The sequence below is a fragment of the Streptomyces cacaoi genome (assembly GCF_006539165.1).
Classification (GTDB): Bacteria; Actinomycetota; Actinomycetes; order Streptomycetales; family Streptomycetaceae; genus Streptomyces; species Streptomyces cacaoi.
This window is the reverse complement of the sequence record NZ_BJMM01000017.1, coordinates 66,996-90,522: the sequence shown is the minus strand read 5'-3', so window position 1 is coordinate 90,522 and position 23,527 is coordinate 66,996. Positions and strand designations below refer to the sequence as shown.

The 23,527-nt window shown below is 66.1% G+C and carries 16 protein-coding genes; 14 read left to right on the top strand and 2 right to left on the bottom strand.

Annotation, left to right across the window (positions count from 1 at the left end):
* Positions 1–314: 314 nt before the first annotated feature.
* The gene (locus SCA03_RS17420) at positions 315–1,877 is read right to left on the bottom strand and encodes a DUF8426 domain-containing protein (protein WP_086815014.1); all 1,563 of its coding nucleotides are present in this window, start codon (positions 1,875–1,877) and stop codon (positions 315–317) included.
* A 251-nt stretch (positions 1,878–2,128) separates the two neighbouring features.
* Here SCA03_RS17420 and SCA03_RS35120 point away from each other — a divergent pair, with 251 nt between their 5' ends.
* The 9 genes from SCA03_RS35120 to SCA03_RS17380 all read left to right on the top strand — a co-directional run bounded on the left by SCA03_RS35120 (position 2,129) and on the right by SCA03_RS17380 (position 15,500).
* A complete protein-coding gene (locus SCA03_RS35120) occupies positions 2,129–2,293 on the top strand; it encodes a hypothetical protein (RefSeq protein WP_158102267.1) in 165 nt (54 codons plus the stop codon).
* 55 nt (positions 2,294–2,348) lie between these two features.
* Positions 2,349–3,323 carry a hypothetical protein gene (locus tag SCA03_RS37000; protein WP_086815015.1) on the top strand — a complete coding sequence of 325 codons (975 nt, stop codon included), beginning with the start codon at positions 2,349–2,351 and terminating at the stop codon, positions 3,321–3,323.
* 1,102 nt (positions 3,324–4,425) lie between these two features.
* Entirely contained in the window at positions 4,426–5,073 is a 648-nt protein-coding gene (locus SCA03_RS17410; RefSeq protein WP_158102268.1) for a restriction endonuclease subunit S, read from the top strand.
* A gap of 98 nt (positions 5,074–5,171) precedes the next feature.
* Positions 5,172–7,628 carry a type I restriction-modification system subunit M gene (locus SCA03_RS17405; RefSeq protein ID WP_086815018.1) on the top strand — a complete coding sequence of 819 codons (2,457 nt, stop codon included), beginning with the start codon at positions 5,172–5,174 and terminating at the stop codon, positions 7,626–7,628.
* Positions 7,629–7,809: 181 nt separating this feature from the next.
* Positions 7,810–8,814 (top strand): restriction endonuclease subunit S, encoded by a 1,005-nt coding sequence (locus SCA03_RS17400; protein ID WP_158102269.1) that lies wholly within the window; start codon positions 7,810–7,812, stop codon positions 8,812–8,814.
* A 75-nt stretch (positions 8,815–8,889) separates the two neighbouring features.
* Positions 8,890–12,234 (top strand): type I restriction endonuclease subunit R, encoded by a 3,345-nt coding sequence (locus tag SCA03_RS17395; protein ID WP_141275482.1) that lies wholly within the window; start codon positions 8,890–8,892, stop codon positions 12,232–12,234.
* Entirely contained in the window at positions 12,212–12,967 is a 756-nt protein-coding gene (locus SCA03_RS17390) for a M48 family metallopeptidase (RefSeq protein ID WP_086815021.1), read from the top strand. Before SCA03_RS17395 ends, SCA03_RS17390 begins: the two co-directional genes overlap by 23 nt.
* Before the next feature lie 374 nt (positions 12,968–13,341).
* On the top strand, positions 13,342–14,718 hold the full coding sequence (locus SCA03_RS17385; protein ID WP_086815031.1) for an NsdA family TPR-like regulatory protein: 1,377 nt from the start codon (positions 13,342–13,344) through the stop codon (positions 14,716–14,718).
* 8 nt (positions 14,719–14,726) lie between these two features.
* The gene (locus SCA03_RS17380) at positions 14,727–15,500 is read left to right on the top strand and encodes a 2'-5' RNA ligase family protein (RefSeq protein ID WP_230988777.1); all 774 of its coding nucleotides are present in this window, start codon (positions 14,727–14,729) and stop codon (positions 15,498–15,500) included.
* 189 nt (positions 15,501–15,689) lie between these two features.
* On the opposite strand, the gene SCA03_RS17375 is transcribed toward SCA03_RS17380, so the two are convergent.
* Positions 15,690–16,175 carry an ATP-binding protein gene (locus SCA03_RS17375; protein ID WP_086815022.1) on the bottom strand — a complete coding sequence of 162 codons (486 nt, stop codon included), beginning with the start codon at positions 16,173–16,175 and terminating at the stop codon, positions 15,690–15,692.
* A 441-nt stretch (positions 16,176–16,616) separates the two neighbouring features.
* On the opposite strand from SCA03_RS17375, the gene fxlM reads away from it, so the two are divergent.
* The 5 genes from fxlM (at position 16,617) to SCA03_RS17350 (ending at position 23,469) form a co-directional block, all read left to right on the top strand.
* Complete coding sequence (gene fxlM / locus SCA03_RS17370; RefSeq protein ID WP_086815023.1) at positions 16,617–17,843, top strand: methyltransferase, FxLD system; 1,227 nt, start codon at positions 16,617–16,619, stop codon at positions 17,841–17,843.
* A complete protein-coding gene (locus SCA03_RS37260; RefSeq protein ID WP_371863953.1) occupies positions 17,770–18,087 on the top strand; it encodes an FxLD family lanthipeptide in 318 nt (105 codons plus the stop codon). Before fxlM ends, SCA03_RS37260 begins: the two co-directional genes overlap by 74 nt.
* A 95-nt stretch (positions 18,088–18,182) precedes the next feature.
* Positions 18,183–21,233 (top strand): lantibiotic dehydratase, encoded by a 3,051-nt coding sequence (locus SCA03_RS17360; RefSeq protein ID WP_086815025.1) that lies wholly within the window; start codon positions 18,183–18,185, stop codon positions 21,231–21,233.
* Positions 21,230–22,453, top strand: a complete 1,224-nt coding sequence (locus tag SCA03_RS17355) for a lanthionine synthetase C family protein (protein WP_086815026.1) — start codon at positions 21,230–21,232, stop codon at positions 22,451–22,453. Before SCA03_RS17360 ends, SCA03_RS17355 begins: the two co-directional genes overlap by 4 nt.
* Complete coding sequence (locus SCA03_RS17350; protein WP_086815027.1) at positions 22,435–23,469, top strand: thiopeptide-type bacteriocin biosynthesis protein; 1,035 nt, start codon at positions 22,435–22,437, stop codon at positions 23,467–23,469. The genes SCA03_RS17355 and SCA03_RS17350 overlap by 19 nt, the downstream gene beginning before the upstream one ends.
* Positions 23,470–23,527 lie beyond the last annotated feature (58 nt).

Genomic DNA, 23,527 nt, shown 5'->3' with positions numbered 1-23,527 from the left:
CAGGGTCGAGCAGGCAGGCGGGAGGGTGAATGCCTCGGCTCGGTCGCCCATCGTCCAGGCCTCGGTGAGATCGTCCGCGTGGCCCGCTGCGCACTGGTAACCGTTCCGTCGGTCGCGTCACCAACACGCAGCGGGCGCGGAGTTCCTCGCAAGGGGCGACTGACAGGCTGCGCAGCTCCACTTCCGTAGGCCGCCGTCCCCGAGGGGTCATCTCGTCCGCTTCAGGAGCGGCAATGAGGGATCCGCTCCTTTACTGACCGGCGTCATCGTCCTGATCGGTGGCATGTGGCAAGGGGAGAAGCGCGGGCCCCGGCTCAGGGGCGCGGGTCCGCCGCGCGCAGCAGGTCGACCAGGCCCTGAATCGCGGCCACGTCCTCATCGCTCACCGGGTCGATCTGGAATGCCTCGTGGAAGTGCATGAGCGGGTTGCGGATGCGTTCGCGGACGTCGGCAAGCCGGGTAAGGAACACCCAGCGGTCGATGTTCCACACCATGCGCTGCCAGCGGTCGTCGTCGTCGAGGAGCTTCTCGTACTGCGAGACGAGCAGGGCGCCCGCCGTGATGGTGTCGTGCTTGTGCAGGTTCCGCGATGCGATCCCCCGCGCGTACAGGTGCAGGTCGTCCGAGGAGAAGACCTCATCAACCCGTCGGCGCAGCCTGCGTTCCACCTCCTTCAGGAGCGTGTACGGGCGCATCTCCTGCCCGAACCGGTCCGTGACATCGGACGTCGTCACGATCCCGGTCAGCGTGCCGTCGGCCTCGCCGGCGAAGACGTAACCGGTCTCCGAGATATAGCCGACCCAGTCCAGGAGCGGATCGCGGAGCCCCGCCGTGCGCGCCGTGTGGTCCATGGCGTCGGTGATTGTCGGGTCCGTGCTGGACAGGTAGGCGGTGCCGATCGTCTTCCAGCTCACCGCACCGAGGCAGCGGTTTGCGTCGTCGACCACAGGCAGCTGGCTGAGATCGTCCACCACCATCCGGGACATGGCGAGAGACAGGCTGTCGTCCAGGGCGACAGTCACGATCCCGCCCTTGGCCGAGGGGATGGCGCCGAGGTTGAGGGTGAGGGGCTGCGGCTCCTCAACGTTTTCGAGCGTGCGGTATTGCAGCGCGTCCCGCGAACTCTGGGGAGTTTCCGGCGTGCTGCCGACTGACAGCACCTCGATCGTCGTATCGAGGGAGCCTTCCGTGAACGGCGGCGATGTGGAGAGACCGAACTGGGCGAGGTCGCTCCGGATGAGGGCGAGAACCGCAGCGTTGCGGCTGCTGGCGTCCCATACGCCGATGAACTGTCGGATCGTCATCATCACGGACTCGCCGGACCGGAGACGTTCGGCGAGGTCGGCGGGGCCTTTCAACTCCCTGATGGCCTCGTCTTCTTCGCTACTGCCTGGATCTTCGCCCTCCTGCGCGAGCGACTCGAGCCGCGAGGCGGCGTCGAACCTGCTGAGCTCGCACACGGTGAGCAGGGACCCGAGGGTGGCGCGCAGGTCGGGGCGGATCGCTTGGCGGGACACGTCCGTGCGCAGCCAGTCCACCGCCCGTGTGTGACCGAGGACGGGGGACCCGTCAGCACGAAAGACATAGGGCCCGGTGATCCGGCCGAGGGCGACCTTGCCGTTCTTCAGCGGGACGACGGCCAGGTCGCCTTCGCTCATCTCGTACAGGAAGCGCCACAGTTGGCCGGTCCAGTTGCCGATCAGGGAGGCGTTCTCGTGCGGATAGGTTCGCAGGACGCGCGTTCGGAGCCTGTCCCTGTTAGGGCAATCGCTGATGTCGCCCAGTTCCGACCAGCCCAGGATGAGCAGCTTGTCATTGAGGAAGCCTTGCTCGTACGCGCCATCCTTGCCCGCCCGGGTGAGCCATGCCCTCGTCATGCCGTCCTCTCATCGATCCGTCGTCGACGTCTGTAAACGTAGTCAAGCGACGTGAATCCCCATGTCGGCCGTTCGTCCTGCTGCCGGAGCCGTGCCCGACCTGGTATCCGCCCCGGGGAGAGGACGCGCTGTGCCCAGGCCGTCCGCCGCGTCCCGGTCACATACCACGGGCGCCGAACCCACCGTCCCACACCCGCTGAACGGGGCCCGCAGCACTTCGAACCTGCCACATCCTACGAAGCCCGTGAGGGATGCAGAGGTCCGAGGACGTGGAGCGGCAGAAGGAGCACCGGGGTGCCGGGGTCGTGGTGCTGATGCGCTACACGCTGCGGCTGCTGACGGCACAGCAGTTCAGCGCGCCGCCTCACTGGTTCTGCGCGGCGGAGGTGCTGCAAGGAGGCGTACGAGGGTGCTGACGGCCGCGCGCCCGATCCCCGGTGGGCCGCCACGCCGTTCCGAATCGGGCTGTGGGTGGGCAGCAAGGTCTCGCCCAGCAAGTTCGGGGAGGGGGCCGACCAGGTCGGCTCGGCGCGGGGCAGCGCCGTTGGGGCGGCACGCGCGAACGTCGTGCAGGTGACCACCTGCCCCTGGTGCGGCGAGGAGCTGCGACCCGACCGGGTCGTGGTGGACGATCCGGTCCGGCGCCGCGTCCTGCTCTACCGCCCGCGCGGTGAGGGCACCGGGGCCTGCCCGTTATCGCGCCGCAAGGCCGACGGCGAGGGCATCCCGATGCTGACGGTGGACGAGGAGATCTACCGGCTGCTGCCGAGCCTGCTGATCGTCACCGTCGACAAGTTCGCGCCGCTGCCGTGGTACGGCCAGGCCGGCCTGCTTTTCGGCCGCACCACCCAGTGGTGCTCCCGGCACGGATACCGGCACGATGACCTCGACAAGCAGCACGCTTGCGGCAATTGGCACAAGGCGCGGGGCAGCCGGGGCAAGGATGTGTCGGAAGCGGCTCCCCGACTCCGTCCGTCGGACCTGATCATCCAGGACGAGCTGCATCTGATCTCCGGCGCGCTCGGCACCACCGTCGGACACTTCGAGGCGGCCGTCGACCAGTTGTGCACGCGGACATGGAAGGACGAGGACGGCGCGGAGCACCAGGCTGGCCCGAAGATCGTCGCGTCCCGCCACCACCAAGCACGCCGCCGACCAGGTGCGCGGCGTCTTCGGCCGCAAGGTCGCCGTCTTCCCGCCCCATGGGGCCGGGGCGGAGGGCGCTCCCCGCACGCGCGAGGTTGGTCCCGCGCGCATGGCGTGGTCTGGTGTGCCGCCTGCGCAGGTGGCCGGGTGGGCCGGGGCAGTGTCCCAGTCCTGCTCGCGATCTGGGCTCGATGCGTCTCGGGGCAGTTCGAGGAACTGAAGTCGAGGCTCCTGGCCCGAGCTGTCGTGTTGGAGGACGGCCAGGACATGTCCCGGGCCCGGGAGAACTTCGACACGTAGGCGAAACGGCCACCTGCCGGGCCCCGGTGACAGCCGGACAGCGCCGGGCCGTCCTTCGGTCGCCGAGGGAGGGCGCCGGTGCTTTTCCATGCCCGCGCACCGGCCTCCGACCAGCAAAAAGCCCTCCCGGAGGAGGGCGGTCGGTGGCGCCCCCGGCAGGAGCCACCCGCAAGGGCTGGTCGTGATGCAGCCGCCGGGGCCTGCGGGGATTCGCTTGTCGTGACGGCGTCGATGTGTCTTCCGAAGACTCGCGTTGGTTGACACCGCGAGTCCCTGCTGGAGGACTCATGTTGAGCTGAACGACCCTTGGCAGGGCACCACTCAGACGGGAACGAAGCGGATAGAGGAGCGCTTGGGGCGCTCGTTGCGTTGAGGGGACCTATAACCTGGGACGGTTGCAGGTCAGGTGCCCGCATAGCTGTTTGCGCAGTAGCGTCTGCGGCATGGGTGGCCCCGTACCCAGGGCCTCCAGCGCAAGACGTCGGCAGTCGACCACCGCAGGGGCGTGACGTCGGGCACCCTCACCCCTAACCTGGGAAGCTTGAGGCGAGCTCGCCGCTGACCTGGTCAGCGGCTGGGTATTTCGCTACGCTCCCAAACGGGTAGGTCCCGCCGCTGGGTGCGACGGGACTCTCGTGGTGACTGTCAGTCTCCTTGGCTGCCAAACCGTATTAGGGGGCTGGCGGTCACACTGTCCAGTTCCGTAACCAGTTCAGGACGCGTACGAGCTGGTATACGGCGTTGCTCACCACGGCGACGGTGGAAGCGATCTTGCGAAGCTTCTTCCGTCGCGGTTCGGGCGGCGGCTTCGGACTGTTCTCGTTGTTCTCGGGCACGGACATCACCCCCTTCCAGGGGGCTGACGGGCCAACGGAGCCCCAGCGTCGGAGGCCGCTTGTGGCGGTTCCGGGCAGGACGGGGCACCTGTGAGGAGCGCTCCGGGTACTAGCCTCCACCAAGGCGTTACGGACTGTACGCATGTCCTGGCCAAGGCTGCAACCTACCCCGCACGTGTAGCGGGATACACGATAGACTTCTCGCGAGCGGGGGCGACGAGAAGACAGCGAGGTGTGCATTGCCGCGCATACTGAGGCTCGGGGAGTTGGCTGATGTCACACCGAGTCCTTCCAGTGATCAGTTCGAGGGGCTGGGCGAGGGGCTTAGCGGTACGCCGGTGATCTCCCCTGCGGATATCGTCGATCAGAAGATCGCGGAGCGATCGCTGCTGCGGGCCTTGGGCGATGTGCCGGACGCCTTGGAGCGGTTTCGGGTTACCCCGGGTGATGTGGTCATGGTCCGCCAGGGTGCGGTAGGGCGTATTGCCTTGGTGACGGAGCGCTCGCGCGGCTGGCTCTACCACTTTGCCTGTATGCGTATCCGCCCGCGCCATGAGCTGGTGGAACCTGGCTACCTGGCTGCCTATCTGTCGCACCCGAAGGTGCTTGACCAGCTCCTCGCTCGTGCCAACGTAGGGACCGTCGTCACTGTCACGGCCCATACAGTCGAGGATCTGCCGGTGGCAGTGCCGCCGCTGGCCGAGCAGCGGCTGCTGGCCGGTGCGCTGGCCGAGGTGGATACACAGATGGACAACCACCGTCAGTCTTTGGCGCGACTGCAGGCCCTGCGCCCGGCACTGATCACGCACCTGCTCGGCGGCGAGGTCCCCGGAGAACGCCTGCCCATACCGACCGCCCCGCCGGGAACGGAACGGCGCACGGCGCGAGGGCCGCGCCCAAGGAAATTGTCGTAGACCGCCCCTAACCTTGAGGCGGTCAGGCCAGACACCCGTCCGACGCGGCGCCCGCCGTGCACAGCGCGAGGTGGCTTGAAGAACAAGGAGAGACGTTCGTGGCTCAGCTCACGTTGCCGCAGTTGGAGAGGCACCTGTATGCCGCTGCGGACATCCTGCGCGGCAAGATGGACGCTGCGCAGTACCAGGACTACATCTTTGGGATGCTGTTCCTGAAGCGCGCCTCGGATCAGTTCGACGTGGCGCGGGACGGCGTCGTTGAGCGGTTCATGGACTTGGGCTTGGAGCGAGCCGAGGCGGAGCGACGGGCCGAGTCCCCGTCGGCGTACCGCTCGCACGAGTTCTTCGTTCCTGAGGTCTCGCGCTGGAAGACGATCAAAAAGGCGTCGCGCTCCGACCCGGCAGAGGCGCTGAACGTCGCCTTGGGCGGTCTGGAAAACGAGAACCGGGCGCTGGATGGTGTGCTCGGCTACATCGACTTCAAGCGTGGCTCGGGCAACACCAAGCTGAGTAAGCCTGTCCTCCAAGCGCTGGTCGATCACTTCGACCAGTATCGGCTGAGCAATGACGACTTCGAGTTCCCCGACTTGCTCGGCTACGCATACGAGTACCTGATCGGCGAGTTCGCTGACGAAGGCGGCAAGAAGGGAGGGCAGTTCTACACTCCCCGCTCCGTCATCCGCATGATGAACCAGCTCGTACAGCCTCGCGAAGGCATGTCCGTTTACGACCCCTGCTGCGGCTCAGGCGGCATGTTGATCCTCGCCAAGGAGTATGTGCAAGAGCACGGCGGGGACGCTGCCCACGTCTCCGTCTTCGGGCAGGAAGACAATGGAAGCGCATGGGCCATGGCCCGCATGAACCTTCTCCTGCACGAGGTCGCCGACGGTGACATTCGGCACGGCGACACTCTTGCTGACCCCAAGCACACCACTTCCAGTGGCGAGCTTATGCGCTTCGATCGGATCCTCACCAACCCACCCTTTGCGCAGAACTACCGCCGTAAGGACATGCAGCACTCAGAGCGGATGGGCTACGGCTGGTGCCCCGAGTCGGGCAAGAAGGCCGACCTGATGTTCATCCAGCACGTGCTGGCTGTCCTCAAGTCCGACGGTATCGCTGCCTCGGTCATGCCGCACGGCGTCCTCTTCCGCGGGGGCGAAGAGCAGAAGATCCGCCGCCAGATCATCGAGGACCGGCGGCTGGAGGCAGTCATCGGGGTCGGGCCCAACGTCTTCTACGGTACCGGCATCCCAGCCTGCATCCTCGTCCTGCGCGGCCGCGACGGCACACCCCGAGACCGCCGGGACGGTGTGCTGTTCATCAACGCGGACCGTGAGGTCACCGCTGGCCGCGCCCAGAACCTCCTTGAAGCCCAGCACGCCGAAAAGATTGTCTCGGCATACCGGGATTGGCGGAACATCGAGAACTTCGCACGCGTCGTGCCCTTCGAAGAGCTGGAGAAGAACGACTACAACCTCAACATCCGCCGCTACGTCGACAACACTCCGCCCCCCGAGCCGCAGGACGTCCGTGCACATCTGTACGGCGGCGTTCCGAAGAGCGAGGTCCGCGACCGAGCCCGACAGTTCCGCGCGTTCGGTATCGACCCCGGAAGCCAACTTTTCCGCGAGCGGAATGAGGACTACTACGACTTTCCCGAGGAAGGCTGTGAGGCCGTCGCCGACCGGATTCCCGCTCTCGCCGCAGGACGAGAGGCTGAACTCGGCGCTGCATTCGACGCATGGTGGAAGGAGCACCGAGGCCGACTCGACGAGCTCCCCAAACATCAGCAGCTCGCCGACACCCGTGCCGAACTTCTCGATACCTTCGCCCAGGCCCTGGAACCACTGAAGGTCCTGGACAAGTACCAGCTCGCCGGCACCGTGGCCGCCTGGTGGTTCGACTCCCGCAACGACCTGCGTAGCCTGGCCCTTACCGGCTTCCCCGGCGTCATCGACCGTTGGGTCACCAGCATCGAATCCGCCTTCGCCGAACCGCCAGAGGGCGCCGATGCTAAGACCAGAGCCCGCATCCGAGCCGCCCAGCGCAAAGCCCGTGAACACCGCCTTGTTCCTGAGCTGATCCCTGCCTACGTGGAGCGGCTGGAGGCGGCGGAGGCGCTCGTCGCGGAACTCGACGCTCAGGTCAAGGCGGGCTCCCCGCCGAAGAAGATCAAGGGCGCAGATGGGGATGAGGAGGAAGAACCCGACCTGAGCGGCGTGCTGCCGCCCAAGGAACTCGCCAAGCTGAAGAAGCAGCTTACCGCCGCCAAGAAGGACCTCATGGCGGTCAAGGCCGGCTTCCTCACCGAGCTGCGCGAAGCCGCCGAAAAGCTAACCGCTGACCAGGCCCAGCACATCGTCCTCGGCTTCCTGAAATTGGACCTTCGCGCTCGCATGGAGCGCTTCGTTGCCACTGACCGCCGCGCCATGATCGATGCCTACCGCAACTGGGGGGACAAATACGCCGTCACGTTGCAGGACCTGGAACGGGAGCGGGAAGCGTCCGCGAAGCGACTGCGGGGGTACCTGGAGGAGCTGGGCTATGCGTGACGGTTGGCGCCGGGTGGCACTGGGAGACATTCTGAAGCTGCGCTCGGAACGCACGCATCATGTTTCCACTCTCCTGTCTGTCACGGCGGACCGTGGGGTTATTCGACAGAGCGAGAGTGGCAGACGTGATTCGTCGAGTGCAGACAAAAGTCTGTACCTGGACGTGCACCCAGGAGACATCGTGTACAACACGATGCGGATGTGGCAGGGCGTATCGGGAGTAGCAGGCGAAGCTGGAATTGTGAGCCCAGCATACACAGTGTGTTGTCCTGAAGGTGAAATTCATGCCCCCTTCATAAGCTACTTGCTTAAGACTCCACGCTTGGTGAGCCAATTCTATCGTAACTCGCAAGGGCTCGTGAGCGACACTTGGAACCTTCGGTATCACGAGTTCAGTTCCATTGAAATCATGCTGCCCCCGCTTGAGGAGCAGCGGCGCATCGCCGAGATCCTCGATGACGTAGACGAACAACTGGCGATTTCTCGTGCGGTGCTCGCGAAAGAGGAGAGACTTCAGTGGGCGGCACTCCGGGAGCGCCTAACCGTCCCGGCGCTGGGAGCTGGCGAGCTAGGCGCCTACCAACGCAATGATGGGTATCCTCGCTGGGTTAAGATCGCGGATGTATGTCGCGTCTCCTCGGGCCTGACGCCCGCGCGGGCTGAGGGAGATCTCTACTACGCGGAGTCCGGAATTCCTTGGGTTAAGACTCTCGATCTTAACGAGGGACTTCTTAGGGCGACCAGCGAATCTGTAACAGACATCGCTGTCAGAACTTTCGGGATGCGAGTTTACGCACCCGGAACTGTATTGGTTGCCATGTACGGAGGATGGGCCCAGATCGGTCGTACCGGACTCCTCGGTAAATCGGCAGTGATCAATCAAGCAATCTCAGCTTTGGAAGTGAAGGGCGGGAAAGAGGTAGATCCCTGGTACCTCGTTGTTGCCCTCCAGTCTCTCAGGGGGGCTTGGAGGCGTGTTGGTATCAGTACTCGAAAAGACGCCAACATTACAAAGAGTGACGTCGAGGAGTTCATGATTCCGTTGCCGTCGTATCCGGATCAGGCGATGCTGGCCAGTGTCGCAGCAGGTTTTCGGAACAGGGCTGAGCGTGCGCGGTCTGCTATCGAAAAGCTTGAGCAGTTCAAGAAGTCGCTTCTTGGTCAGTTGGTTGGCTGCGAAGTTTAGGGATCCTTGGGTTTCCGGTAACAGTGGGAAGTTCGGAAACGTCTGTGTCGCTTTGTGAGTGCGGAGGGCAGCATCGTGGCCGAGTCCGGTCCTGAGTGCACGTTTGTCGAGAAGCCGCTGATCGCGCAGCTGACCAGCGGGGACATGGGGTGGAGACATGTGCGCGGGACGACTGGTATTGAGTTGCAGCCGCCAGGGGCGCCCTCGTATGTCAGGCGCGGCTACGACGACGCCATGCTCGAAGGGATCTTGCGGGCGAAACTCGTCGAGCTGAACCGGCGGCCGGATGGCAGGCCGTGGGTGGATGAGGCGCGAGCGGATCAAGCAGTGTCGGCGCTGACACGGGGTGCGGTAGAGGCCGGTGGCGGGCTGGTGGCGGCGAACGAGGCCGCTACCCAGCATCTGCTCGATGGTGTGGACGTTCCGGGGTTCGAGGACTGGGACGGGGGCCGCAACCAGACGGTGCGGTTCATCGACTGGCAGCACCCGGAGCGGAATGACTTCCTCGCCGTCTCGCAGTTCCGCATGACGGTCCCGGGCAGCGGCGGCGAGACGATCACCCCAGACCTGGTGCTGTTCGTGAACGGTATCCCGCTGGTCGTCATCGAGGGCAAGAAGCCCACTGCTATGGGCGGCAACATATACAATGCGGTCGAGCAACTCCAGCGCTACGCGAACCGACGGGAGTCCGCCGTCCCGGAAGGTAGCGAACGGCTTTTCCGCACCGTGCAGTTGACGGTGGCTACCACCGGGGACCGGGCACGACTCGGCACCTTCACCGCGCGCCGGCAGGACTACGTGGTGTGGCGGGACCCATACCCGCTCGTTGCCAAGGACGTTGCCGCGCGCAGTTACGTTCCCGAGGATCGGAGCGCGGCTGCCCAGAAGGTGCTGGCGGCCGGAGTTTTGCATCCGCACCGGCTGTTGGACATCGTGCGGAACTTCGTGCTCTTCCGGGATGTGGAGGTTGCCGAAGGGCGGACGGCTCGGGTGAAGATCGGGCCGCGGTATCAGCAGTACCGGGCTGTCGCCAAGGCTGTCGCGCGGTTGCAGCGCGGTGAGACGAAGGCGGTGCACGGCAAGGACGACAAGCGGGGCGGGATCGTCTGGCATACCCAGGGCTCGGGCAAGTCGCTGACGATGGTCTTCCTGGTGCGCAAGCTGCGTTCCACGCCGGGCCTTGAGCACCTGAAGGTGGTCGTGGTTACCGACCGTAAACAGCTCCAGAAGCAATTGTCGGAGACGGCAACCCTGACCGGGGAGAAGCCGGACACGGTCACCCGGGCCGATCAGGTGCCTGCGGTGCTTGCCCGGCACGGTGCCGGCCTGGTCTTCGTGATGATCCAGAAGCAGCAGGACGCGGAGAAGACTCGTGCGGAGCGTGCCAAGTCAGCGGCGAAGAAGAAGGCCGCGGGTTGGGGGCTCGTCAATGAAAGCGAGGACATTGTGATCCTCGTGGACGAGGCGCACCGTTCGCACAGCTCCGGCCTCCACGACAACCTGACGGAATCGCTGCCGAACGCGGCACGGATTGGTTTCACCGGCACACCGATCCTAATGAATCGCCGGAAGCTGACAGAGACCACCTTCGGGGAGTTCATTGACAAGTACCGCATCGCGGACGCCGAGGAGGACGGTGCGATCGTCCCCATCTATTACGAGGGACATATCGCCAGAGGCGCGGTCGAGGACGGCGCTGCGCTGGACGAGGCGATGGAGGAGCAGTTCGATGAACTGACCGACGAGCAGTACGAGCAACTCCAGAAGCGCTACGCCACCTCTACCGCAGTTCTCAGCGCAGACGACATGATTCGCCGTAAGGCCCGCCACATGCTGCGCCACTACGTGCAGAGCGTGCTCCCGGAGGGATTCAAGGCACAGGTCGTCGCGCACTCCCGGGGCATCGCTGTGGGCTACCGCGAGGCGCTCCAAGCCGCGCGGAACGAGCTCGTGGCCGAGGTGGAGGCACTTTCGGAAGAGCGACTTCAGCGACTACTGGAGAAGAAGCCTGAGGAGCTCAAACCGAAGCAGAAGACATTGGTGGCCGCGCACGAGAACCTACGCCTGCTGAAGGCCATCGACTTCGTGCCCGTCATCTCCGAGGGGCAGAACGACCGCTCGGCCTTGAAGGAGTGGACGAAGGAGTCGACGCACAGGAAGGCGGAGAAGTCCTTCCTCAGCCCCTTCCCAGACCCTGATCAGCTGGATGGCACCCGTCGCCCGGTCGCATTCCTCATCGTGCGAACCATGCTACTGACCGGGTTCGACGCCCCGATCGAGCAGGTCATGTACCTGGACCGGCGGATGAAGGAGGCCGAACTCCTCCAGGCTGTCGCCCGCGTCAACCGCACTGCCGACGGCAAGAGTGCCGGGCTGGTGGTGGACTACGCAGGAGTCGCCACCGCCCTCAAAGAAGCGATGGACCAGTACGCCGCCGACGAGCGCGAAGGCAAGCCCATCGATTTCGAGGCCGAGGAACACAAGCTGGAGACCCAGTGCACGGCACTGCGCCAGCACTTCGACCTCCGCCGCGACCTCACTAACCCCGACGACATCGTGGCCGTCAACCGCCTGGTGGACTCGCTGGAGGACGACCAGCGCCGGATCACCTTCCGGGCTCTGCTTCGCGACTTCCTGGAAACCTACACCGTCGTCACCCCTCGAGAGTCGGCCCGCCCGTACGCGAAGGCAGCACGTCTGTTCACCTTCGTCGCGCAGCTGGCCCGGCAGCGTTTCAATGAGGACGACGGCTTCGACCCAGCCGCGTACGGCAAGAAGGTCCGGGAGCTCATCAACCAGCACGTACGGTCGCTCGGGGTGGACAAGATGATCGAGCCCACTCGGCTCACCTCCGACGACTTCGAGACCAAGGTTCACCAGCTTCCCGGCAGTCGTGCGAAGGCATCCATGATGCGGCACGCGCTTCGCAACCACATCGACCTGAACTTCGGCAAGAACCCCGCCGCCTATGCAGCGCTGCGCAAGCGGGTGGAAGAGATCCTTAAGAAGCACGCCGACGACTGGGATGCCCAGCTGGCTGCCTTCCAGCGCCTCTTCGAGGAAGTCAAGGAAACGGAGAGCGGCGCGGGCTCGAACTTGCCCGATGACGTGCGCAGTCTCACCCCGCTGGAACAGGCCCTGTATCAGCAACTCACCAGTGCGCTGACCGACGGGGTGATCGGTGACGAGATACGCGGTGCCTTTGTCGCCCTCGCCCAGAAGGTGCACGACCTGGCATCGCACTACAGCGCCAAGCCCGACTTCTGGACCAACCCCGCCGCCCAGCACGACTTCCGTACTGAGATCTGGATGGAGGCCGTGGCCTGCCCTCACACCCGTGAGAAAGCCGACCCTCTTGCCGACGCACTCCGCGATATCGTCCACCACAACCGCAAGGATGTCGGCCGCCACCGTGCCTGAGGTGCCCTACACGGTGGCCGAGAACGACAGCCCGCTGCACCTCGGCGGGCTGATCATCCACTTGGTCCCCGCCTCGGGGCGAACCGGCGTCCGGGTCACCGTAGAACGCGACGCCCGCATCATCGCTCGGGTTCCCGCAGATGCCGACCGCGACAAGCTTGCTGCCCTGATCCGTACACGACTGGCCTGGCTCTACACCAAAGTCAATGCCCGCCGAGTCGAAGCAGCCGAACGACCCCGACGACGGTTTCTCGATGGCGAAGGCTTCTGGTACCTCGGCCGCAACCATCGGCTCAAACTCATCGACGACCCTGCAGCTTCCCCTGTCGCGCTGAAGGCCGGACGTCTCCACTTGCGCCGCGACCACCGAGACACGGCTGCCCCAGCCCTTGTCTCCTGGTACGTCGTGCGAGGGCGAGCCTGGCTGCCCCACCGCGTCCACTCCTGGGCCCGGCGCATGGACGTGCCGGACGCCGAGCTGAATGTCCGTCCCCTCGGCTACCGCTGGGGTTCCTGCTCGCGCCGGGGCACAGTCAATGTCCACTGGGCCACAATGCAATTGCCTGCCCGGCTGATTGACTACGTTCTTGTCCACGAGCTTGCCCATCTCGACCATCCTCATCACACTTCCGGGTTCTGGCGTGCCGTCGGCAGGGTCATGACCGACTACGAACGTCTCCGGGCCGAACTCGACGAGTGGGGCGCTGGCATCTGGCTGCCCGACGAGAGCTGAGCAGACGGAAATCCCCCGGCGATCGGGTCAGCCCTGGAGGCGCGGGATGAGCACTCACAGAGGACGGTTCTCCCGGCGCGGTGCCAGTCCCGACAGACGTACTGTGAATCCGCGGAGAGAACCTCACAGCCGGAGGACGCATGCGAAGAGAGGCGCGGCTTCCGACGTAACGGTCACGAAACGGATGTTTGCGTAGAGGCTGCGGACAGCAATGAGGCAACCGAGGGACTACAGGGGTGAAGGCGGACATACGGCAAGGTAGCGCTTAGCCTCAAATACCGTTGGCGGGGCCGACCAACGATTGCCCAGCCTTATGCGACGCACAGTTCTCGGCGATCGAAGCTGAGGCCCCGGCGGCAGGAGAGTGTATGCCGATGCAGATGACGCTCTTTCGTCAGCTCGTCCACGAGCGTGGCTGGACGACGGTGGAGACCTTCGCCGTGCACTTCGCCAGAGCTGCTCGGGAGCTCGCGGAGCAGGCGAAGGAACCCCGGTTGGCGAGCGTCAGCGTAGCTCGCCGCAGCTTCGACCGCTGGGTGGCCGGGAGCCTGAAGACGATGCCACAGCGGGACACGCGGAGAGTCCTGGAGCATCTGTTCCAGATCCCTGCCGCGCGGCTCTTTGCTCCGCTCGACGGCGACCCGTCGGCGGACTCCACCATCCCGCGCCAGGAATCGGTTGATTCCCCGGCGCCCATGGCCCCGCCACCAGCCCCCTTCCACCAGGGTTTCGACTCTCCGTTCGAGGTTGCCACCCAGGCTCAGAACTTAGCCCGCTCCAATGCCGACAGCGCGCTCCTGAGCCAGGTGAAGGCTTCGCTCGACAGCATCGTCGGCCGGTACGAAGCTCTCGGGCCTCAGCACTTGGTCGGAGAGACCCGGCTGCTGCGAACCATGCTGCACACCTTGCTGGGTGGGCAGCAGCCGCCCCGAGTGCGAGCCGAGCTGTTCGGGCTGGCAGGACGTGCCTCGGGCCTCTTGGCCTACATGGCGGTCAACGCCGGCGCGGGACTGCAGGTGGCGGAGGCGTACTGCGGAGAAACCGAGACCCTCGCGCGAGAAGTCGGAGACACCCGCCTGCAGATGTGGGCTGCTGGCACGCGGTCGCTCGGCTTGTACTACCACCGGCACTATGCGGACGCGGACGCCGCAGCAGCAGCGGGTATTGCTCTGGCTCCCAACAGCGGGCAGGCCATTCGCCTGCTTGCCAACGGGCGAGCGCGCGCCCAAGCGCGCTTGGGGGACAGAAGCGGTGCGGAGAAGTCGATCGGGCGGGCGCTGGAGCTCTCCGACCGTCAGCCCTCGCTTCCTGCGGGTCTCACTCCCTGCATCGCTTTCACTGAGTACAGCCCAGCCCGCACACTGGCCAACGTGATCACTGCCAGGCTCTCCCTCAACGACACACGCGACGTGTTGTCGTGCGCCGAGGAGATCGAGGGGCTGGTCGAGCAGTCGGATTCCGAATGGAGTCGTGCCCTGGTGCGCCTCGACGTCGCCACAGCGCTCCTCCAACAACAGCGGCCCGAGGTGGAGCACTCCATGGAGCTCGGCCGCAGCGCTCTGCGGGCAGGCACTACCGCGCCGATCAAATCGGTGTGGCAGCGTGCGAATGAGCTGTACGAACGCGCCCAACACTGGCACACCGAATCCGCGGTAGGGGACTATGCCGATGAACTGCGAGCGTGGCGCTCCAAGCCCCAAGCTGAACTGGTCGTCTCCGGGCCGGGCGGGGCGTCCGTGCCAGAGAAGTGAGGAGACACGTGACAACACTGTTGGAGGCCGACCCAAGGGCATTCCCTTCCAGCCCGCCGGCCGATCTGGACGACCATGAGCTGATCGTCAAGAACGACTGGCACGCCTTCGCTGCCTTGGAGCGAATGACCGACCACTGGGCCCGTCCTGGTTGGTCCGATGACAGCCGGGCGTACTACTGGATGCTCACGTTCTCCGACTGCCCGCGCTTGCTCAGCCATGCCCAACGCTGCCAGAACGAACTGGCCGACCTGGGCATGGACCCGGTGCCAGACGATGGCCTACACGTGACCATGGTGCGTATAGGGGACACCTCACAGGTCACCAACGACCAACTGCACCGTCTCACCGACTTGGCGGCACAGCTTCCCCTCGCACCGTTTCGCATTCGCGCGACTCCCCTTGCCGGCTCCCGGGGCGCGATCCGCTACTCGCTCTCACCCTGGATGGCGCTGATACGCCTGCACGCAGCCCTGAGCGCGATCGGCCGCCAGACGGGCGTTCCCGGAGGGAAGCCCACCGCCGCCTTCCGGCCACACCTCGGTATCCAGTACAACAACCGCGACCGACCCGCAGCGCCTGTGATCGCCAGCGTTGCGCACTTGCGTACACTCCCGCCCGTGCATCTCGACATCACCTCGGTCGACCTAGTTGAACTGCGCCGGGCGAAGGGACAGCAGCGGGCCTACCGATGGGATGTGCAGCGGACGGTCCCACTGGGCCACCACCACAGCCCTGCCGGTCAGGGAGGCGGCGTGCCCTTCCTGTCGGCGGGGGAGTAGTAGGCCTGGGGCTGTTTCCCCAGTGCCCAGCATTCTGACGATCGCGCGGACAGCGTGCGGATACCGTGCCGATGGTCGTCCCGCCTCTGTCCGGATGGCGGGGACCACCGAATGTGAGAGACCCATGACCGAGTCCCTCGGCCTCGCGCAAGCGCAACCGGCGACTCCGTAGGACGTTGCGGTTCGTGGTCACGTGGCCCTACTGGGCAGGACGAATACGGCAATCACGGCCTTGCCGATCTCGACTCGCTTGACCCTCCAGGCTGTGGCGCACTGCGCAACGATGAACAGGCCATGGCCGGTCTCGGGCAGCGAATACACGTCGATGCCGTCGAGCCCGAGCTTGTCCTGACTGACGAGTGGGGCGGATGGCGCTGAGGGGATGACCGTGGTGTCAGTTCCTCGATCGGTGACCTCGATTATGGCCCCGTGTTCGTAGACGCCGAGTGCGAGAGACACTGCGCCTCCGGCATGGCGAACAGCGTTACCCACGATTTCGTCAGTGACCAGAACGGCGTCGTCGACCCGGCCCTTCTGAGCCCGGCCGTTCAGCACTTCCCGTACTGCTCGCCGGGCCAGCGATTCGGGTGCGGCGAGGTGGCTGAGGTTGAACTGGCGAGTGTCGACCAGCCTCCCCAGGGCCGGCTCCTCGATCAGCTTGGTTGTCGGAGTCATTTCTCGTATCTCCATGTCGATACGCCTGTGGCGCGGGTCGTGAGACCGACCCGGCCGCCACTGTCTCCGGATCACCGGTGGCACCGGTACGCCAGAGCGCTGCCGCATTGAGGTCATCTCCGGGAGCTGGCATGCGACAGCACGGTCTCTCACAAACCGCCCACCCCCGGCCGGGGCCGTGTTGCTCCTCCCGTAGATGAGTCGCTGTTCCGCGATGAAAGTGGCTCCGCATCGAAGTGGCGCAGTTATGGCTGCGCTTTGGCGTACCGATGCCGTCGGATCGCGGCCATGGTGGGGGTCTCCAGGGGGCTGATGCGGCACGTGCGGCGCGTAGCCGCCCCCTCAAGGGGGACGTCCTGGCTAGCGTCGCAGCCAACCGGTGGGCCAACAGGCCCGCTTGATCGTCCAGTTGCCACCGAAAGAACTGAAGGTACCTCTTCCATGACAGATGTGACCGTGGACCCCGACGAGGCCGCACAGCTCCGCACCGAGATCATCGACCAGTTGCGGGGCGAGGACTGGATCACCTCCCCTGAGGTCGAGACGGTGATGAAGAAGGTGCCCCGCGAGCGGTTCTGTCCCGCGGACACCCCGCTGGAGAAGGTCTACGACCCGTACTCGGCAGTGTTCACCAAGGTCGACGAGCACGGCGTCCAGCTCAGCAGTGTCTCCGCGCCGCAGATCCAGGCGCTGATGTTGGAGCAGGCCGAAGTGCGTCGCGGCATGAGCGTCCTGGAGATCGGCTCGGGCGGCCTCAATGCTGCGTACCTGGCCGAGCTCGTCGGCCCCGGCGGCGAGGTGACGACCGTCGACATCGACCCAGAGGTCACCGGTCGTGCAGCGCGACTCCTCGCCGAGAACGGCTACGGCCAGGTGCGTGTCGTCACTGCCGACGCGGCCGAGCCGATCCCGGACCTTGGCAAGGTCGACGTCATCATGGTCACCGCAGGGGCCTGGGACATCCCGCCTGCCTGGACGGGCCAGCTCAAGCCCGGCGGTCGCCTCGTGGTGCCGTTGCGTATGCGGGGCCTGACCCGCTCGATCGCTTTCACTCTCGTCGGCGATCACCTGGAGTCGGAGTCCGCAACAATCTGCGGCTTCGTCCCGATGCAGGGCTCCACCGGGCATCAGGAGCAGCTACTCCTGGTCAATGGCACGCCAGAGATCGGGCTGCGCTTCGATGACGGACTGCCGGCCGAGCCCAGCAAGCTCGACAACGCCGTGACGATGCCGCGCTACGAGATGTGGACCGGCGTGACCATCGGTCTCCGGGAACTGCTGGACACGCTCCAGATGCACTTGGCCATCTCACTGCCCGGCTTCTGCATCATGGCCGTCGACGAGGACCTGGACACCGGCATCGTCGCCCCGGTGAACAAGGGCTACGCGCTCGCGGCCGTCGAAGACGACACCTTCGCCTACCTCGTCACCCGCCGCACGGAGGACAACAAGCACGTCGAGTACGGCGTGCATGCCCTGGGCCCCCACGCGCAGCAGTTCGCCGAGAAGATCGCCGACCACCTGCGCGACTGGGAGGCCAACCGGCGCGGAGGACCCAGCCCGGTCATCCGTGTCCATCCGGCCGACACCCCTGATGACCAGATCGGCGGAGACCAGGTCATCGACAAGGTCCACAGCCGGATCTCCCTCTCCTGGCCCGCGGCGTGACCGTCGCCTGCCAGGCCGTCCCGCACAGCATCGAACAAGGAGAGTGATTGATATGAGCCCCACCGCTGCGCTGGCCGAGAGGCCGCGGGTCGTCGCTGAGGACGACTTCGCCCCGTTGGACGTCAAGGTGGTAGTCGCCACCCATCCGATCGGCAAGCTCATGTGCTCCACGGGGGATGGCTGCGGAAGCACCTGCTCAGGTGGCTCGTCCGCCTGCAGCTCCTTCATCGAGGACCCGGCCTGATTCATCGCCGGTGGAGCGGGGGGCGTCGAACGGCGGTGTTCGGCGCCCCCTCGCCCGCCTCAGTTTTCATGACCTGCCGGAAGGAAGGAGCGCCCATGGCCCACACCCTCAGGTACCAATGGACGGGCACAGCCATGCTCCGTGCCACTACAACACCGAGCCCCGCCGATGTGCCGCACGCCCTCGACCTGGACGACGCGGCGACCACCCGTGCCTGGCTCGTGGAGATCTGGGCGCGGCCCGACGTACGCAACGCCCTGTTCGCCGCCAGCCCGGTGCTCACCCGATCTGTCGAGAACATCGTCCGCGGCCGGGCCACGTCGACTCGGCAGATTCGCCGGGCCGCTCTGTCCGTCGTGTCCTATCTCCTGCGCTGGCAACGACGGCCGACGCCCTTCGGTCTGTTCGCCGGCACAGCTCCACTCACCCTCGGAACGACAACCCACGTGCATTGGGGCGCCGAGCACCGGGTGCACCTACGGGCCGACGGCGAGTGGATCAGTGACGTCATCCGGGGCCTGGAGCAGCACCCCGAACTCCTCGAACGTCTCTCGCTGGTCGCCAACAACACCGCCCAGGTCCGAGGTGATCGGCTCACCGCGCCCGGCCCGCCCGCTGACGGTCACGCTCGTCTCATGGCTCCCGTCGAGATATCCATGCGGCTGTCCCGACCGGTCAACGCAGCAATGCGTGCCGCTCGCACTCCGATTCGCTATCAGGACCTACGCGATCGCCTGACCACCATGTTTCCGGCCGGGGCGGGTGGGGAGATCGACCAGGTTCTGCGGGAACTCATCGCACAGAACCTCCTGATCACCAGCCTGCGCCCGCCCATGACGGCCCCTGACGCGCTGGATCATGTGTGCACCGAGCTCAAGAAGGCCGACGCACATTCCTTCCCTGACATCGATGCGCAGGCGCGCGACCTGTACGAGCTACGCGACGACCTTGCCGCGCACGCCGAGCCGGCAGCCAGCACCGATCTGCGCACCATGACCGCCCGGATGGCCGCCCACTCGACCGTCGCCCCCGCCCCGATGCTCGTGGACACCGTCCTGGACTGCGACGCGCAGCTCCCTGCGGCGGTCGTCGCCGAAGCGCAGAAGGCCGTCGAGGTCCTGCATCGCGTCAGCCCGCTGCCCTACGGCTATCAACAGTGGCGCGACTACCATCGCCGCTTCCGTGCCCAGTACGGCGTGGGCGCAGCCGTGCCCGTCCTCGACCTTGTTGCCGACAGCGGCCTGGGCTGGCCCGCCGAATACGTCGGCGCCGAGCGGGGCAAGCCCCCCACACCCGTCACCGAATGCGACGCGCTGATCCTCAAGCTCCTCCAGCGGATGCACATGGAAGGCCGGAGCGAACTTGTCCTCGACGACGCCACGATCACCGAACTCGCGCAGGCCGCCGGAACCGACGAACCTCTATACGGAGATCGCAGCGAAATCGCGTTCGAGGTCCACTCACCCTCCACTCGTGCCCTGGCCAGCGGTGCGTTCAGTCTCGAAATCACCGGCGTTCCCCGCTCTGGCAGCAGCATGCTCGGCCGCTTCGCGCACCTGATGCCCGCCGAGCAACGGTGTCTGCTCGCGGATTCCTACACGGCACGCACCGACGCTGTCACTGCGCAGCTCTCCTTCGGACCGCGCCGACGCCGCAACGAGAATGTGGCGCGCACCGACCAGCTCCTTCCGTACGTGATCCCGCTCGCCGAGCACCCCGCAGAGAAGGGTGAGCCGATCGATCTGGAGGACATCGCTGTCACTGCGGATGCCCGCAATCTGCACCTCGTACAGCTCTCCACCGGTCGCCCGATCGACGTACGGGTGACGCACGCGCTGGAGGCGGGCATCCAGACCCCGCCCCTGGCTCGGTTCCTCTCCGAGGTCGCAGGCGCCCGACGCGCGGTCTACAAGAAGTTCGACTTCGGCGCAGCCGCCCACCTGCCGTATCTGCCGCGTGTCCGCTACGGCCGCACCACCTTGACCTCGGCTCGCTGGCTGCTCAACGCCAAGGACCTGCCCGGCCGACGGGCTCCATACGAGAAGTGGGAGGCGGCATTCGCCGCATGGCGCGTACGCCTGAACGTCCCGAACCGCGTCTCCTTGACCGAGTTCGACCAGCGGCTCCCCGTCGACCTCGATCACCCTGTGCAGCGCCGCCTCGTTCGCGCCCGACTCCACGACGTCCGCGAACTGGAACTGCGCGAGGTCGCTGACGACGGCCAGTACGGCTGGATCGGCCGGGCCCACGAGATCCTGCTCGCTTTCATACGGATAGCACCCGCGGCCTCCAGTACACCGCTTCCTTCGCTCCGAGCTCACCAGCCCACTCCGCCTGTGCAGCTCCCCGGTGAGGGCGAGGTGTTGCGGATGCATCTGCACACCCACCCCAACCGGTACGACGAAATCCTGGACCGGCAACTACCGCGCCTGTTTGCTGCACTCGACCAGCCGATGTGGTGGTTCACCCGACACCGGGAACTCGCCCGCCCAGAGGCCGGACAACATCTCGCCCTCACTCTGCACCTCACTGGCGACTACGGGGCAGCGGCCGCCGCAGTGAACGGCTGGGCGACCGACCTTCACCACCAGCGCCTGCTGTCCAGCCTCACCTTCGAGCCCTACCGGCCCCAGACCGGCCGATACGGGATGGGGCAGGCAATGGACGCCGCGCACCGCGTGTTCGCCGCCGACTCCACCGCAGCCCTCGCGCAGATCCGGCTTACATCCAGCTACGACATCGCACCCCAGTCGCTCACCGCTGTGAGTCTCGTCGACATCGCCGCGCATCTGCTCACGTCCCGAGACGACGCATGGACCTGGTTGATCGAACGCACTCCGGCCCACGGGCGACCCGACCGGACGTTGAGGGAACAAGCCATCCAGCTCTACGACGCTGAACAGCAAACGCTCGCTCTTCAGGGCGGCGCAGAGATCGTCGAGGCATGGGAACAGCGCGCCAGAGTCCTCACCGCATACCGCCAGGCCCTTATCGAGACGGAGCACGACCCGACGACGGTCCTGCGGTCGCTGCTCCACCACCATCAGGTGCGCGCGCTCGGGGTCGGACCCACTGCGGAAGCCGCCACCCTTCACCTCGCCCGCACCATCGCCCTGCGTCACCGGCCGATCCGGGTTGAACGATGACGACGGAGCTTGAACAGGCCCAGGCCCTCACGCAGGAGTTCGCCGCGCACCTGGCGCAGCACGCCGCACCACCCGAGGACGAACCTTGGGCTGAGCAGTCCCTCGCCGAGGGCGCCGCCGGCATCGCCCTGTTCCACATCGAGTACGCCGCGCAAGGCCGATCACCCTGGTCGCCCGCGCACCGCTGGATCGCTCAGGCTGCAGCCAGGGACATCAGCGCAGCCGACACCACCGGCCTCTACCTCGGTGCCCCGGCCCTCGCCTTCGTCCTGAACACCGTCCCCGACACCGTGCGACATCTCTACCAGGACGCTTACTCCGCCCTGCACGACAACGTCATCGCCCTGGCGCACCGCCGCGCCGACGCCGCTCTCGCCCGGCTGCATCGCGGCACCCTGGCAACCTTCGGCGAATACGACACCTTCTTCGGGCTCACCGGGATCGGCGCCTACCTGCTGGGCAGCGCTCCCGACAGCAGCGCGATGGAACGCGTTCTCAGCTACCTTGTCGCGCTGACCCGTCCCCTCGACAACAACCATCCCACTCCTGGCTGGTGGGTAGACCATGATCCTCACCGCGAACACACCATGCCGGGCGGACACGGAAACCTGGGCGCAGCGCACGGCATCACAGGCCCACTACTGCTGCTGGCCCAAGCCGAGCGCCACGGCGTCCGCGTCGAGGGGCAGGCGGGCGCGATCCGTGCGATCTGCGACCACCTCGACACTTGGCGGCTGGAGGGCGAAGCAGGCCCGTGGTGGCCCGAACCCCTCACGCTCGCCGATCTCGAATCCGGCCGCTCCCACCAGCGTGCACCCGGCCGGCCGAGCTGGTGCTATGGCACGCCCGGCATTGCGCGAGCTGGGCAGCTCGCCGGTATCGCACTGAACGACCCGGCACTCCAGCTCACCTACGAGGACGCATTGCACCAGTGCCTCAGCGACCCCGGGCAACTCGCCCAGATCTCCGACACGACCCTGTGCCACGGCTGGGCGGGCCTGTACCAAACGGTCTTCCGGGCAGCCCGCGACGCCCGTACACCCCATCTGGCTGCCCTCCTCCCGGCTCTCCGCAAGGACCTGATTACCCACGCCCGCCCGTCGGTGGCCAAGGGACTCGGCCTCCTGGAGGGCGATGCCGGATGCGCTTTGGCCCTCACAACGGTCTCCGCCGACCGGACACCAACCACTGGATGGGACGCATGTCTGCTGATCAACTGACGCCTGTGGCCTGGCCCCCGACCCCTGGGCCGGTGGGCCGTGCTGTCCTCGATGTCATCGCCGGGCAGTCCGTCGACGATGTCGCGCAGAAGGCGGGCATGGAGCCCATAGCACTCGCCGACGCGGTCGAGGTCTTCGAACGGGCCGGGCACACTGCACTCGCACGCCAAGAGCTGCTGCGCACGAGTTGGTGGCAGTTCTACGTCGAGTTCCCCGACTGGGCGCACGCCGAGCAGACAGCAGCCACGCACATCGCACCCTTACTCGCCTGCATGGAAAAGCGCGGTGTGATCTCGCTGTGGTGGTTCATCCGAAAGCACCCCTGCTGGCGCCTGCGTCTTTACGGCGGCCCGGAGTCCCAGGTGCGCATGGAACTCGGTGCCCAACTGGACGAGCTGGTCGAGGTCGGTCACCTCAGCCGCTGGCGGCCGGGCATCTACGAGCCGGAGACTGCCGCCTTCGGTGGCGCTGCCGGCATGCTCAACGCGCACCACCTCTTCACAGCCGACAGCCGTCACATCCTGTCGCTCGGCGGCCGCACCGACGTGCCCCTCGGCCGCCGTGAACTGTCCGTGCTCCTGTGTGCGGTCATGATGGAGGCCGCGGGCCTGGAGTGGCAGGAACAAGGAGACGTCTGGGACCGCGTCATCAACGAAGAGCACCGCTCCACCACGGGAAAGGTGCTCGAAGACCGCCTTGAGGGAATGACCCGGCAGATCCGGCAACTCCTGGTCAGCGACACCAGCCCGGACGGTCCAGTATTTGGCAAGGGAGCCCCTCTACACCGGGTTTCCGAATGGGCCGCGGCCTTCCGGCGCACGGGAAACGCACTCAAGGAAGGCGTAACGGCAGGCGTTCTCGATCGAGGCATCCGCCGAGTCTTGGCCTACCACGTCATCTTCCACTGGAACCGGATCGGACTGTCCCTCGGCGCTCAGAGCGCTCTCGCGCTCGCGGCCCGCAATGCGATCCTTGACCCGCCTCCGGACGCAGCCGAGAGGTCGTACGAGCTGTGACCTGCTCGCTGCCTGAGGACCCCCAGGGCTTCAGAGCAGGTCAAGGCTGACCAGGGCT

Bases quoted from the DNA above. Each gene is read 5' to 3' on its own strand.
- SCA03_RS17360 (WP_086815025.1), top strand. From the start codon at position 18,183: ATGGCCCACACCCTCAGGTACCAATGGACGGGCACAGCCATGCTCCGT.
- SCA03_RS17385 (WP_086815031.1), top strand. From the start codon at position 13,342: ATGCAGATGACGCTCTTTCGTCAGCTCGTCCACGAGCGTGGCTGGACG.
- SCA03_RS35120 (WP_158102267.1), top strand. From the start codon at position 2,129: ATGCAGAGGTCCGAGGACGTGGAGCGGCAGAAGGAGCACCGGGGTGCC.
- fxlM (WP_086815023.1), top strand. From the start codon at position 16,617: ATGACAGATGTGACCGTGGACCCCGACGAGGCCGCACAGCTCCGCACC.
- SCA03_RS37260 (WP_371863953.1), top strand. From the start codon at position 17,770: ATGACCAGATCGGCGGAGACCAGGTCATCGACAAGGTCCACAGCCGGA.
- SCA03_RS17355 (WP_086815026.1), top strand. From the start codon at position 21,230: ATGACGACGGAGCTTGAACAGGCCCAGGCCCTCACGCAGGAGTTCGCC.
- SCA03_RS17420 (WP_086815014.1), bottom strand. From the start codon at position 1,877: ATGACGAGGGCATGGCTCACCCGGGCGGGCAAGGATGGCGCGTACGAG.
- SCA03_RS17375 (WP_086815022.1), bottom strand. From the start codon at position 16,175: ATGACTCCGACAACCAAGCTGATCGAGGAGCCGGCCCTGGGGAGGCTG.
- SCA03_RS17390 (WP_086815021.1), top strand. From the start codon at position 12,212: ATGTCGGCCGCCACCGTGCCTGAGGTGCCCTACACGGTGGCCGAGAAC.
- SCA03_RS17350 (WP_086815027.1), top strand. From the start codon at position 22,435: ATGTCTGCTGATCAACTGACGCCTGTGGCCTGGCCCCCGACCCCTGGG.